15 protein-coding genes are annotated in these 14,534 nt (G+C 32.6%); all 15 read left to right on the forward strand.

Annotated elements, in window-relative coordinates:
• Window positions 1–92: 92 nt before the first annotated feature.
• The 15 genes from KTF99_RS06375 (at window position 93) to KTF99_RS06445 (ending at window position 14,459) form a co-directional block, all read left to right on the forward strand.
• Window positions 93–1,565, forward strand: a complete 1,473-nt coding sequence (locus KTF99_RS06375) for a family 1 glycosylhydrolase (protein WP_003535023.1) — start codon at window positions 93–95, stop codon at window positions 1,563–1,565.
• A gap of 105 nt (window positions 1,566–1,670) precedes the next feature.
• Window positions 1,671–2,498 carry a MerR family transcriptional regulator gene (locus tag KTF99_RS06380; RefSeq protein ID WP_003535022.1) on the forward strand — a complete coding sequence of 276 codons (828 nt, stop codon included), beginning with the start codon at window positions 1,671–1,673 and terminating at the stop codon, window positions 2,496–2,498.
• A 20-nt stretch (window positions 2,499–2,518) separates the two neighbouring features.
• Window positions 2,519–3,490 carry a serine hydrolase domain-containing protein gene (locus KTF99_RS06385; RefSeq protein ID WP_029481902.1) on the forward strand — a complete coding sequence of 324 codons (972 nt, stop codon included), beginning with the start codon at window positions 2,519–2,521 and terminating at the stop codon, window positions 3,488–3,490.
• Between the two features lie 54 nt (window positions 3,491–3,544).
• Window positions 3,545–3,958, forward strand: a complete 414-nt coding sequence (locus tag KTF99_RS06390; RefSeq protein ID WP_029481900.1) for a hypothetical protein — start codon at window positions 3,545–3,547, stop codon at window positions 3,956–3,958.
• 8 nt (window positions 3,959–3,966) lie between these two features.
• Window positions 3,967–4,155 carry an ATP-binding cassette domain-containing protein gene (locus KTF99_RS06395; protein ID WP_003535017.1) on the forward strand — a complete coding sequence of 63 codons (189 nt, stop codon included), beginning with the start codon at window positions 3,967–3,969 and terminating at the stop codon, window positions 4,153–4,155.
• A 40-nt stretch (window positions 4,156–4,195) separates the two neighbouring features.
• Window positions 4,196–4,423: a hypothetical protein gene (locus tag KTF99_RS06400; protein ID WP_029481898.1), complete on the forward strand. Its 228-nt coding sequence runs from the start codon at window positions 4,196–4,198 to the stop codon at window positions 4,421–4,423.
• Window positions 4,424–4,615: 192 nt separating this feature from the next.
• A complete protein-coding gene (locus tag KTF99_RS06405; protein ID WP_003535014.1) occupies window positions 4,616–6,325 on the forward strand; it encodes a bifunctional diguanylate cyclase/phosphodiesterase in 1,710 nt (569 codons plus the stop codon).
• Window positions 6,326–6,364: 39 nt separating this feature from the next.
• A complete protein-coding gene (locus KTF99_RS06410) occupies window positions 6,365–6,931 on the forward strand; it encodes a DUF2232 domain-containing protein (RefSeq protein ID WP_003535012.1) in 567 nt (188 codons plus the stop codon).
• 41 nt (window positions 6,932–6,972) lie between these two features.
• Window positions 6,973–8,934, forward strand: coding sequence for a DHH family phosphoesterase (locus KTF99_RS06415; RefSeq protein WP_003535009.1), 1,962 nt, complete (start codon window positions 6,973–6,975; stop codon window positions 8,932–8,934).
• Window positions 8,934–9,380, forward strand: a complete 447-nt coding sequence (gene rplI, locus KTF99_RS06420; RefSeq protein ID WP_003535008.1) for a 50S ribosomal protein L9 — start codon at window positions 8,934–8,936, stop codon at window positions 9,378–9,380. Before KTF99_RS06415 ends, rplI begins: the two co-directional genes overlap by 1 nt.
• Before the next feature lie 9 nt (window positions 9,381–9,389).
• On the forward strand, window positions 9,390–10,763 hold the full coding sequence (gene dnaB / locus KTF99_RS06425) for a replicative DNA helicase (protein ID WP_003535006.1): 1,374 nt from the start codon (window positions 9,390–9,392) through the stop codon (window positions 10,761–10,763).
• 11 nt (window positions 10,764–10,774) lie between these two features.
• Complete coding sequence (locus KTF99_RS06430) at window positions 10,775–11,365, forward strand: thymidine kinase (RefSeq protein ID WP_003535004.1); 591 nt, start codon at window positions 10,775–10,777, stop codon at window positions 11,363–11,365.
• 363 nt (window positions 11,366–11,728) lie between these two features.
• Window positions 11,729–12,805, forward strand: coding sequence for a peptide chain release factor 1 (prfA, locus tag KTF99_RS06435; RefSeq protein ID WP_029481894.1), 1,077 nt, complete (start codon window positions 11,729–11,731; stop codon window positions 12,803–12,805).
• Window positions 12,805–13,662: a peptide chain release factor N(5)-glutamine methyltransferase gene (gene prmC, locus KTF99_RS06440; protein ID WP_003535000.1), complete on the forward strand. Its 858-nt coding sequence runs from the start codon at window positions 12,805–12,807 to the stop codon at window positions 13,660–13,662. The genes prfA and prmC overlap by 1 nt, the downstream gene beginning before the upstream one ends.
• Before the next feature lie 47 nt (window positions 13,663–13,709).
• Window positions 13,710–14,459, forward strand: coding sequence for a MurR/RpiR family transcriptional regulator (locus tag KTF99_RS06445; protein WP_009299395.1), 750 nt, complete (start codon window positions 13,710–13,712; stop codon window positions 14,457–14,459).
• Window positions 14,460–14,534 lie beyond the last annotated feature (75 nt).

Genomic DNA, 14,534 nt, shown 5'->3' on the forward strand with positions numbered 1-14,534 from the left:
AATTATAATATTTGATAATTCTAACCGAAACAATATATCGATATGGGCAACTGCTGATTAAAAACTTATAATAAAATTATATAGGAGGAGTTATGATGAGAAAATTTCCAGAAGGTTTTTTATGGGGCGGTGCAACTGCAGCTAATCAAGTAGAAGGTGGCTGGAAAGAAGGTGGAAAAGGTATTTCGGTTTCTGATTGTGCCCGTCATCACCTTGATGTTGATGTTGAAAATTATAAAGCTCATAATCATATTACTAGTAAAGATATTGAAGAAGCATTAGCAAGTGATGACGATAGTTTGTATCCAAAACGGCATGGGAGTCAGTTTTATTATCATTATAAAGAAGATATTAAAATGTTTGCAGAAATGGGGTTTAAAGTTTACCGGATGTCGATTGCCTGGTCGCGAATTTTCCCTAATGGTGATGATGAACAACCAAATGAAGCGGGCTTAAAATTTTATGATGATGTATTTGATGAGTGTGCAAAGTATGGAATTGAACCACTTGTAACAATGTCACATTATGAACCCCCATTAAATTTAGTATTAAAATATAATGGCTGGTATAATCGTAAATTAGTTGGATTCTTTGAAACGTTCGTAAAAACAATTTGTGAACGTTATAAAAATAAAGTTAAATATTGGCTTACTTTTAATGAAGTGGATAGTATGATTCGTCATCCTTATACTACTGGTGGTTTGATTGAAGATCGTTTTCCAGGAATTAAATGGAATCAGGTAATTTTTCAAGCAATGCACCATCAATTTGTAGCTAGTGCGTTAGCAACAAAAATTTGTCATGAAATTATTTCTGATTCAATGGTAGGGTGTATGTTGACTAAACTGACATACTACCCTTATAGTTGCAAACCAGAAGATGTCTTACAAGCCCAACAAGATATGAGAGGTACATATTGTTATAGTGATACTCAAGTATTTGGTGAATATCCTGCTTATTTATTAGCAAAATTTAAAAATGAGGGAGTAGAAATTGTAAAAGAACCTGGTGATGATGAAGTGATGAAAAAGTATCCTGTTGATTTTGTATCATTTAGTTACTATATGTCATCATGTTCAGCTGCTAGTAGCGAAGGTTTAGATACAGCAGTTGGAAATACTGTCACAGCAGTTAAAAATCCTTACTTGCCTTCAAGTGAATGGGGCTGGCAAATTGATCCAATTGGTTTAAGAATTTCAATGGTTGATTTATATGACCGTTATCGTAAACCGTTATTTATTGTAGAAAATGGTTTGGGTGCAAAGGATGTAGTTTTACCTGATGGAACTATTGATGACCAATATCGGATTGATTATTTCGATTGTCATTTTAAAGAAATGCTTAATGCTATTGAAATTGATGGAGTCGAATGTTTAGGATATACTTCTTGGGGATGTATTGATATTGTTTCAGAATCGACAAAGCAAATGAGTAAAAGATATGGCTTTATTTATGTAGATGCTGATGATTACGGTAAGGGAACATACAAACGAATTCCTAAAAAAAGTTTTTATTGGTATAAAAAGGTAATTGAAACTAATGGAGCATGTTTATTTGAGGACTAAGGTCCTCTTTTTTGTGGATTATAAAAAACTTAATTAGATTACATTGACTTTCCCCTTAGGGCAAGGTGTAAGATGAACATAGAGATTAGTAGGAGGTACTAATTTATGTTATCAATTGGGGAGTTTTCAAAGATATGCCAAGTTTCGACTAAAACATTACGATATTATGCTGAAATTGGGCTAATTTTACCCGATGAGATCAATCTGGAAAATGGTTATCGATATTATTCTATTGATCAGTTAGAAACAATGTTATTTATTAATCGCTTAAAATCATATAATTTTTCACTAGAAGAAATTAAAGAAATTCTTGAAACAGAAGAAGCACAGGATGAAAAATTATGTAAAGCTTTAATGAAAAAGAAAAAGGAGATTGATTTAAAAATCCAAAATTATCAAAATTCTTTAGCGCAGCTGCATGAGGATATCACAACTCTCCAACAAGGAAAATCAATTATGTCGTATCTAGATAAAATTGATGTGCAGCTAGTAGAAATACCGCCTATGAATTTACTGAATATTCGTAAAATGATTCAAGAAGATGAATTTGCTGAAGCATACAGTAATAGTTTTGGACAATTGTTTAGAGAAATTATGACCGATAAGTTAACAGTAACCGCGCCACCGATGGTACTTTTCCACAGCTCAGAATTTACTTTACAAGGGTTAGATACAGAATTTGCCATTCCTGTACAAGAAACAAATAATAGAACTAGAGAATTTGTACCGGGAACATGTCTTAAAACGGTTGTTCATGGCTCTTATTCTAATTTGTCTTCGGTATATATTAAACAATGTGAATGGGCGGAAAAAATAGGTTATAAAAATGATGCCCCTTTGTATGAAGTATATGTAAATGATCCATCACAGGTTACAAGTGACAAAGAACTTATTACTGAAGTTTATTATCCAGTAAGTAAGCTTAAAGTTTGATGAAAATAAAGGAGAACTAGATGAACCAAGAGAAAATAATGCAGTTAGAAGAAATCATTAATACAAAATATGATAATATTACAGGAATTATTGGATTAAAAAATGGTGTAACAAAATATGAAAATTATTTTAATGGGGGTAACGTAAATAGTACGGTACATGTTGCTTCTGTTACTAAAAGTATTATTTCAATTTTAATCGGGATAGCTTTAGATAAAGGTTATATAGAAAAAATTGATCAAAAGATTATAGATTTTTTTCCGAATTATGTAATAAAAAACAATAATTTGGCAATTCAAAAAATTACTATTAGAGATATGATGACGATGACTGTACCTTACAAATATCAAGAAGATTCTTATATTAAATATTTTACAAGTAAAGACTGGGTTACTTTTTCCCTTAATTTACTAGGTGATTGTGGTGAAATTGGAAAATTTCAGTATGCTCCATTAATTGGGCCAGATATATTATCAGGTATTTTAGTTAATACTACAGGAAGATCAGTATTTGATTTTGCTACTGAATATTTATTTACACCACTTGGAATTGAAGTTAAAGATAAAATCACTTTTAGAAGTGAGGAGGAACAAGTAGCTTTTCTTAAAGCTAAAGATATTAACGGCTGGGTGATAGATTCATGTGGCATTAATGCAGCAGGATGGGGACTTACGTTATCAACTAGGGCGATGGCTAAAATTGGGCAATTATATCTAAATCAAGGACGATGGAATAAGCAACAAATTGTTTCAAAGCAATGGGTTATTGATTCAATAAAAAAACAAAGTTATAATGATGAACTTAATTTAGCATATGGATATTTATGGTGGCTGCATCAAGATGGTTTTATGGCAATGGGTGATGGGGGAAATGTTATTTATGTAAATATCATGAAAAAAATAGTAATATCGATTACTGCTACGTTTAAACCAGATGTTAATGATCGAATTGAATTTATTAAAGAATATCTAGAACCGCTATTTGATGAATAATTAAATAAGAACAGATAACTTTAAAGTTATCTGTTCTTTAAATAGGGGAATATAATGGACAAAATAAAAATTAGAGGTTTGATTCAAAATAATCTTAAAAATATTGATTTAGATATTCCCAAACATAAAATTGTAATCTTTACTGGGGTATCAGGGCCGGGAAAGTCTAGTATTGTTTTTGATACGATTGCCACAGAGTCAGGTCGTCAGCTAAATGAAACTTTTGCGGCTTTTATAAGGGGAAAATTGCCACAATATGTTAAACCAAATCTTCAAAGTATTGAAAATTTGTCACCAGCGGTTATTATCGAGCAATCTTCTTTGGGTGGGAATATTCGTTCAACAGCTGGAACAATTAGTGATTTGTATACTGATTTACGCATTTTATTTTCTCGTATTGGTAAGCCTTATTTTGGCAGTGCCGCGTGTTTTTCTTTTAATGATCCTGCCCAGTATGTTCGGGATTAGGAAAAGTAATGACAATTGAGGAGGTTCTTGACTTCTTTGATAATGCTAAAATTACTAAGAAGCTTCAACAATTAGTCGATGTGGGATTATCGTATATGACCTTAGGTCAGTCTTTAACAGCTTTATCTGGTGGTGAGATCCAAAGGATCAAGTTAGCTCAAGCTTTGAATAAAAAAGGGAATATATATATTAGATGAGCCGACGACAGGATTGCACCCGTGCGATATAACGAAATTGATGAAATTATTTAATTCGCTTGTCGATAGCGGTAATACAGTTATTATAATTGAACATAATCTTGATGTAATTAAACAGGCTGACTGGATCATTGATATTGGTCCTGAAGGTGGTAAAAATGGAGGCAAAGTTGTATTTCAGGGAACCCCCAAGGAAATGATTACAACTTCTCAGACCCTTACAGCAAAGAGTATACGGGAAACGACGGAGTTATTAGAGAAAAAATAAACTGTTCTTAAGATAGTTTATTTTTATTTTAAATTTTTGTATTAAGATATAATTTTAGGGTTTCCTTTTTTTAGGTGAATAATGTAAATTATTTGGTTATTATCAGACTTTTTGTCGATAATCTCACAATTGAAGAAGTGATATTATTGTGATATAATTTTCAAGTATCTTACAAAGAATGGAGGTCTGGAAATGGAATATCAAGATAGACTGTTTAATCAGAAAAATAGAGCATCTATGGATAAAATCATTAATAATTTACCAGGTGGGATTATTGTTTTTGAAATGCAGGAAAATAAGATTAAAACATTATTTTCAAATGACGGAACTTATCAGTTATTTGGATATAGTAAAGAAGCTTTTAAAACGGTTTTCCATAGTGATGTTTTTGAAATTGTTTATCAACCTGATCTAGCACCTCTACAAGAAGAATTTTATGAAGCTACTAAGAATAGAGAATCATTTGAGCATGGCTGCCGTTGTTTTCGTAATGATGGGACATTGATGTGGACATATTTTAGAGTGAACTATATTGGCACTGAAGATGGCCGAAATGTGTTTGTTGGATTGATTACCGATAGTTCTAAAGAACGCCTGCTAGAAGAAAAATCGCGAATTAATGAGGAAATGTATCATATTGCATTTAATCAAAGTAATGTATTTTTATTAGAATATGATCATCGTAGTAAACAGGTTTCTTGTTCAAGTGAAAGTAGTGCAGCGTATTTTGATTCAGCTGCTTTTTCAAATATCCCAGAATCATTGATTGATAGTGATTTGATTCACGAACGTTCATTTGATGATTTTTATCATTTTTATCATCAGATTATTGGTGGCGTAAAAACAGGGGAAGTTAAATTAAAAATGCGTGCACTTAATAGTGATAAATATATTTGGATTCATGTTAAATTCACTAATATTTTTGATGATGACAATCAGCCGATCAAAGCCGTTGGAGTTTACCAAAATATTGATGAGCAAGTGCGACTTGAGTCACGTTATCTTCAAGAAATTAAATATCGTCAAAAATTAATGCAACGCTCAATTACAAATCTTGAAGTTAATTTAACTACTGATGAAGTGATTAAAGCACACAATGTTACTTATAATCTTTTAGGATTAGATGAAAAAGCAAGTTATAGTGAATTTATTAAAAAGATGGTTACATTAGTTGCTGATGAAGATAAACACTTATTTTTAGATACTTTTGGATTGGATAATGTACGTCAAGCTTACCATGATGGTAAAGATGATCTGAGAATTAGTTTTTTATTTTATCGTCCAACGAAAAAGCGTTATGGTTGGGTATCTACGCATATGATGTTTTTATATAATGAAGAAACTAATCAGTTGATGGGCTTTTTTTATGCTAACGATATTGATGATGATAAACGTAAGACGATTGAATTGACACGGCAGGCGCGGACTGATGCTTTAACCGGATTAATTAATCGTCGTGAATTGGAACGGGTAATTACATCAGAGATTCAGTTAGTTGAACCAGGTAACTATGGAGCCTTATTTATGATTGATGTAGATAATTTTAAATTAGTTAATGATGCAAATGGACATAGTGCTGGTGATGAAACGTTACGTTTTGTTGCTAATCGATTAAAGTCATTATTCCGTGGTGATGATGTTGTCGGTCGTTTTGGGGGCGATGAATTCATGGTCTATATGAAAGAAGTAGGAGCTAAAAAAGATGTTATTTCTAAGGCAAAACAGGTTAGTGAGGCACTAGCAACGACTTGTCCAGGAAGTAAAATTGATATTTCATGTTCAGTTGGTGTCACTTTTGTCGAGACTCCTCGAGTGATATTTGATGAAATTTATCATCAAGCTGACAGTGCTGCTTACGAAGCTAAAAAGAATGGAAAAAAGAGCTATCATATTTTTGAATAAAATGCCTGCGGGCATTTTTCTTTTAAGGAGGAAATTAAGGTGAATGGTAATAAAGTTAAAGTCATGGCACAAGGTGCGATGTTGGCATCATTATTTGGTGTACTAGGAGTTATTAATCTTTATACTGGGAGTATCTTTGATATTGTTTTAGCTTATGTTATGGTTATTGGGCTTGTATATTATACTTATTTATATGACTATCGAGCAGGATTGAGTGTTTTAGCAGTTACTTTTGTAATTTTATTTTTAGTTGGTGAATTATTTTTTACATTTTATGTTACTTTTACTTTAGTGATGGGGATATTTTATGGGTATTGTCTAAAACATGAAAAGCAGAAATGTTTTTCTAAATATGGCTTAATGATCATTTCAGCAATAAAAAACTTTTTAATTTTCTTTCTATTGGGAGGATTATTAGGAATCAATGTTTATCAAGAGGGACTTGAGATGTATAGAGAGATTATTTCGTTAATACCAATGTTAAAAAATATTCTAACACCGGAAGTATCGTTTGCATTGCTGTGGATATTTCTATTTATTAGTGAATCTTACATCGTTCGTGTGTATTCAAATATAATCGTAAGCAAATTGATGAAAAGAAAGTAAAATTAATGTATAATGATATTATTCTAGAGGTGGTGAGCTAAATGACAGTAAAGATGACACGAATAAAGAATGTAGTGATTGCTTTATTATTGATTGAATTTATATTTGCTTTGATGGGATATGTATTTCTTTCTAGTAATACATCTTTAGTTCTGGCTACATATATATTTATAAAGAATGTTATTGTTCTAGGATTTATCTTTTATTCATCAAGTTTGGCTAATGAAAATAATTTAAGTGTTAGTGAAGCGTTAAATAATGAAGCTAAAAATGCCTTTATTTTTGGTGGAATCGGCCTGATTAAATATGATGAAAACCGGAATATTTCTTGGATCAGTGATTTATTTACTGAGATGAAATTAAATATTGTTGGTAAAAAATTATTAGAATGGCAACCGTTATTAGCTTCTTTATTTGAAGATGATGATATTAAGGTGATTGATATCAATTCTCGTAAATTTGAGGTTTATAATAGTAAGGAAAGCCGTTTATTATATTTAAAAGATGTAAGTGATTATGTAGGGATTAGTAAAGAGTTTGAAGATCAGCAGGTTTGTGTTGCGTATATTACGGTTGATAACTATGAAGAGTCGATTGAACAGGCTGATGAACAAACAGCTGCTTCAATTCAATCAACGACACGCCAGATCGTATTAGATTGGGCAAAAGAAAATGGAATTGTTTTGAAACGCTATAAAAGTGATGGTTATATTGCAATGTTTAACGAAAGGACTTATCGTAAACAGGTTGAAGATAAGTTTAAGATCTTGGATTATTTTAAAGAACAAGCAGAGCAGTTAGGACAAATGATGACATTATCTATTGGAATTGGACGAGGAAGTAATATTCTCCGTGAACTTGATGAGCTGGCTTTTTCTGCGCTTTCGCTGGCTTATTCTCGAGGCGGAGATCAGGCTACAGTTAAATCAAATGATGAACCAATTCGTTTCTTTGGTGGAAATAGTGAAAGCTATGAAAAATCAAATAAAATTCGTGCCCGTGTAATTGCTCAATCATTAGCGGGATTGATTCGTCAGGCTAATAATGTTTTAATTATGGGGCATAAACAATCGGATTTTGATTCTTTTGGTGCTTCAATCGCAATGTATTCAATTTGTAAAGCCTATGGGAAAAAGGCACACATCATTATTGATTATGATTCATTGGAAGAAAAGACTGGGGTAATTGCTCGGAGCCTGCGTGATGATGAACGTTATCGTGGAGTTTTTATTACACCGGCTAGAATTAATGAATTTAATCACAGTAAAACCTTGCTGGTGAATGTTGATAATCATAAACCGTCATTAGCAATCGATGCTAATGCACTTGATATAATTAAAAATAAAGTTGTAATTGATCATCATCGTCGTGGTGAGGAATTTATTGAATTACCATTGCTGACGTATTTAGAGCCGGCAGCTTCGTCAACTGTTGAATTGATTGTAGAATTATTTGATTATCAAAAAGAAAATGTTTGTGTGACTGAACGTGAAGCGACAATCATGTATGCGGGAATGTTGATCGATACTAATTATTTTAGGACACGTGTAGGAACTAGAACATTTCAGGCTGCAGCTAAATTAAAAGAGATGCAGGCGAATGTATCAGAAGCTTATAAATATCTAGAAGATGATTATGATACGACTCTAACAAAATTGTCAATTACGCAAACAGCATATCGTTATGGTGAAAATATCTTGATTGCTTTTGGACGTCAAGATAAAATATATAGTAGAACATTGTTAGCAAAGGCTGGTAATGAGCTATTAGGTATTAGTGGAGTTAAGGCGGTATTTACAGTAGGTCGTACAGGTAAAGAAGAGGTATCTATTAGTGCACGAAGTACCCGTGATGTTAATGTGCAGTTAATTATGGAAAAATTAGGTGGAGGCGGTCATTTTTCTATGGCAGCTTGCCAATTAAAGTATGAAGATGTAACGATTGCAATTAATTTATTAGAGGAAGCAATCAACGAATATTTAGATGAAAGGACGAATGAATAATGAAAGTTATTTTATTACAAGATGTAAAAAAAGTTGGTAAAAAAGGAGAAGTTGTTAAAGTAGCCGATGGGTATGGACAAAACTTCTTAATTAAAAACAAGTTAGCAGTTCTAGAAACAAATACAAGTCGTAAAATTGTTGAGAGTCAAAAAGAAGCAGAGCACCAACAAGATTTAGAAAATCAAGCAAAAGCTAAAGAATTAGCTAAAGAAATTGAAAGCATTACTTTAGAATTTACTTTAAAATCAGGTAAAGATGGTAAAACTTTTGGTAGCGTTTCTACTAAACAAGTAGTTGAACAATTAAGAGAAAAGTATGGTATTAAAATTGATAAAAGAAAATTTATTGATGCTCATCCAATTGGAGCATTAGGATATACTAAATTAAAAGTAGATTTATATAAAGGAATTATTGCAACAATCAATGTTCATTTAAAAGAACGATAGGAGAAATGTATGGCCAATCGAGAATATCCTCATGACATAGAGGCAGAAAGATCATTATTAGGTTCAATGCTTATTTCAAAAGATAAGTGTATTGATATCTTGAATAAAACAGTTGAAGATGATTTTTATGATGACAGTCATCAAGCAATCTTTAAGGCAATGGCTGCAATCAATGAAGAAGGCACTCCAGTAGATGTTACCACGGTAACATCTTATCTTATGGATCATAGCCAGCTAGATAAAATAGGTGGTGTTGATTATTTGCTTAGATTAAGTGAATCTGTACCAACTGTAGCGCATAGTGAATATTATTTGAAGATATTACATAATAAAGCAACATTGCGAAGAATTATTCGCGAGACAACTCAAATTGCTGAAAATGCTTATGGTGATGTTGAAAATATTGATGCTTTTATTGATGAAACTGAAAAAACGATTTTAAAAGTAACTCAAGATCGAAGTGCTGGTGAATTTAGAGATATTCGTGGGGTTATTAAAAGTGTTACGGATCGTTTAAATTTACTCCAAAAAATTGATGGAAATATATCTGGGGTAAAATCTGGGTTCCGTGATCTTGATAAGATTACATCTGGTTTTCAAAAGGGAGATCTAATTATTTTGGCTGCACGTCCAGCGATGGGGAAAACAGCCTTTGCCTTGAATCTAGCCCATAATGCAGCGTATAAAGCTGAGGAACCGGTTGCTATTTTTTCCCTGGAAATGCCTGCTGAACAGCTTGTTCAGAGGGTTATCTGTTCAATGGGGGGAATAGAAGGTTCTTCTATGAGAACAGGTGAAATTTTAAAAACAAATGCAAATAAATATTATGCCGCAGCAGAACGAGTATCTAAATGTAATATGTACATAGATGATAGTCCGGGTATTAAAATCAATGATATTGTTGCAAAAAGTCGTAAATTAAAAAGTGAGCATGGCTTAAGGATGATTGTAATCGATTATTTGCAATTGATTACAACTGCTTCTAAAAATAAAGAAAATCGACAACAAGAAGTATCTGAGATTTCAAGAACGCTAAAGGCATTAGCCAGAGAACTTGAAGTACCAGTTATTTCATTATCACAATTATCACGTTCAGTTGAACAACGACCTAATAAACGGCCGATGATGTCTGACTTAAGAGAGTCTGGGGCAATCGAGCAGGATGCCGATATTGTTTCGTTTATTTATCGTGAAGATTATTATAAAGATCCTGGAGAAGAATCAGAAGATAATGGATTAACAGAAATCATTATTGCAAAACATCGTAATGGGGCAACAGGTGAAGTTAATCTTGCTTTTGAAAAGAATTATAGCCGTTTTTCTGATTTGGCTCAAATGGGTCCAGACGGAACAAGTGAAGGCGTGCGTGATCTTAGAAGTTAAGGAGGAATTAGATGTATCATCAATACCGTGAAGGCTGGATTGAAGTAATTAGTGGATGTATGTTTGCAGGAAAAACAGAAGAGTTGATTCGACGCATCAATGTATTAAGCTATGCTAAGAAGAATATTATTGTGTTTAAGCCTAAAATAGATAATCGTTATTCTGATAGTGAGATAGTTTCTCATTCTGGTGCTAAAGTACCTTGTTTAGTAGTTGAAAAAGCCCAGGATATCTTAAAGAAAATTGAAGCTGATACCGAAGTAGTAGCAATAGATGAAGTGCAGTTTTTTGATAAAGATATCGTTGAAGTTTGTGAATATTTAGCTGATAAGGGAATTCGCGTAATGGTTGCAGGCTTAGATAAAGATTTTAGAGGTGAGTCATTTGGCGTGATGCCTGAATTATTGACTCGGGCAGAGTTTGTCACAAAGTTAACAGCGGTTTGTGCTAAATGTGGGGCCCCGGCGACAAGAACACAACGTCTAGTTAATGGTAAACCAGCAGGATTTGAAGACCCTATCGTGATGGTTGGGGCTGATGAAAGTTATGAACCAAGATGTCGTCATTGCCATCAAGTTCCTAATAAACCGCATAAATTCTAATTATGAGAGATTTTTATAGTTTGGGTTATAAAAATATAAAGAAGCAGGTTTTAATTTGGTTTTAGTGCTGTCAAGTAGACACACTGGTTAAATTCAACCTTCTTTTAAAAAGTACGGCCTAAAGCAAAATAAAGACAAGTTACGTTAGTAACTTGTCTTCGTTTTTATGATTAAAGGGAGGGTAGTTTTCTTACTACACTAATATCATAAAATAGCTAGGTGAACTGAATGTGAACTAAATAATAATATTAGAAATATTTAAAAGTTTTAAAATGTAAATAAAAGACGATGAATTCAAACAAAATTTATTTTGCTTATTTAGTATGTTTATTATATAATATGAGAGGTTTGGAGGTATAAATCATGAATGAGAGTATGTTAGATCGTTTAAAAACAATGGAGAATAGATATGAAGAATTAGGACATATGCTGATGGATCCAGATATCGGTAGCGATATTAAGAAAATGACGGAAGTTACAAAAGAACAGTCATCACTTCAAGCAGCATATGATTTATATCAAGAGTATAAAGAAGTAGAAGCTGGGATCAGCGATGCTAAAGAACTAGCTAAAGAAAGTGATCCTGAAATTAAAGAAATGGCTAAAATGGAGTTAGCGGAGTTGGAAACACGCTTACCTGAGATTATAAGCAAGTTAGAAATTGAATTAATTCCAAAGGATCCCAATGATAATAAAGATGTAATTATGGAGATTCGTGGTGCTGCTGGCGGTGATGAAGGAAATATCTTTGCAGGAGATTTATATCGGATGTATGTAAAATATGCAGAGTCTCAAGGTTGGAAAGTTGAAGTAATGGAAGCTATTGATGCCGAAGCAGGTGGCTATTCATTAATTTCTTTCATGGTAAAGGGTGAAGATGTTTATGGTAAATTAAAATTTGAATCTGGATCTCACCGAGTACAACGGGTTCCTAAAACCGAAACGCAAGGACGTGTCCACACTTCAACAGCAACTGTTCTAGTAATGCCGGAAATGGAAGAAGTAGATGTTGAAATTAATAAAAGTGATTTAAGAATTGATACATATCGTGCTAGCGGTGCAGGAGGTCAACATATTAATAAGACTGATTCTGCAGTAAGGATTACCCATCTTCCAACTGGAATTGTGGCAGCTAGTCAAGATGGACGTTCACAACACGATAATAAAGATAAAGCAATGAAAGCTTTAGTTTCACGAATTTATGATTTTTATCAGCAACAACATGACGAACAAGTTGGTAGTGAAAGAAAGAGTAAAGTTGGGTCTGGTGATCGTGCTGAAAAAATCAGAACATATAATTATCCTCAAAATCGAGTAACTGATCATCGTATTGGTTTAACGATCCAACAATTAGATCGTATTGTTGATGGAAAATTAGATGATATTATTACAGCTTTGATTAATGAAGACCAACGTTTAAAAATGGAAGGTCAACATTAATGGCAACTGTAAAAGAGCTGATTAAATTAGCAGAAAGCAGATTAGATGATGCTAGTAAAGATGTTAATGTTGCTAAAGTGCTGTTTTATCACCTTGCTGATAAACAACCGCATGAGTTATATTTAATGTATGATGAAGAAGTCAGTTCAGAACTAGAAGCCAAGTTCTTGGCAGGTATGGAAGAATATTATCAAGGAAAACCAATTCAGTATATAAAAGGTGTAGAAAACTTTTTTGGACGTGATTTCAAAGTTAATGAAGACGTTTTGATTCCACGTTATGAGACTGAGGAATTAGTGGAAAATATTTTATATCGTATTGATGACTATTTTGCTGAATATCAAAGCATTACTCTTTGTGATGTTGGAACGGGTAGTGGGGCGATTGCAACTAGTCTTGCTTTAGAAGAACCGCGTCTAAAAGTTTTCGCAACTGATATTTCTTTAAAAGCAGTTACAGTCGCTAAAGATAATGCAAAGAATCTGGGTGCTAATATTGAATTTATGGTTGGAGATATGTTAGAGCCATTATTAGAAAATGAAATAAAGGTTGATATTTTTGTTTCTAATCCCCCATATATTCCTCAAGAACAAGAAATCGAAGCAATGGTTAAAGATAATGAACCACATGTGGCTTTATTTGGTGGTAATGATGGACTATATTTTTATCGTAAAATATTTCAGGGAGTCGAGCCATTATTGCAGGAACGGGCTTTATTAGCATTTGAAATGGGATTTGATCAACGGGAGCTTATGGAAGCAGCTCTTCAAGAATATTTTCCTAACGATCCCCATGAAATCATTAAGGATATTAATGGAAAAGATCGTATGTTATTTATTTATCGTAATCTTAAATAAGCACCGAAAGGTGCTTTTGTTGTATAATGAAATAAAGGTGGGATATGATGATCATTAATAAGTTAAACGATATTATCAATAATAGTCAAACGAGTGATCCTAGATATATGATCTCTAGCTTTATTAAACAAAATATTCTTATAATTAATTCCTTAACTATTAAGGAAGTAGCTGATGGAAGTCATGTTTCTAAAGCCATGGTCTCGAAGTTCGTTAAAGAATTAGGTTATGATAACTTTGCTGAGTTAAAAGAAAGTTGTTCGATGTATGTCGGAAGTCTTGGATTAAAGGATCGATATTTTCAGTTAGATAGTGATTTTAGAAGTAATAGTTCAGATTTAGTTGTGCGAATGAATAATTTATTAACCAATACAGTACATCAGATCAATTATAATGATCTAGATATGCTCGTAGAAGATATTAGAAATTGTTCTTGCCTATTTTTGTTAGGTCATGGAGAGGCAAAAGGACTATGTTCAATGATCCAAATTGAATTGGATGCACTTCAAATACCGATTATTGTAGTAGATGTTGATTTTAGAAAAGAATATCGAATTGGTGATCACGCTGTATTTTTAATTATCAGTGTTAATGGTAATACACTAATGTATAATCACCGAACAATTACTAAAATATTAAAGCAAAAACAAAAGGCTTGGTTAATAACTTGCAATCAAGAAATTGCTTTTGCTGGGAAAAAAATTTATGTTCCCTCTGTTGATTCTACATTGAATAAGATAAATATCCGCTTTGTGACAGATTTGATTATTGCCAGATTGCAACAAAACCAAGAGTAAATATTTTAGTTCACAGTTTGTGAACTATTAAGTATTTATTCTTTTTTTATAGTAAGGTAAGGATATAGTAAAAAG

It is taken from the genome of Erysipelatoclostridium sp. MSK.7.34 (genome assembly GCF_019041935.1).
Classification (GTDB): domain Bacteria; phylum Bacillota_I; class Bacilli_A; order Erysipelotrichales; family Coprobacillaceae; genus Thomasclavelia; species Thomasclavelia ramosa.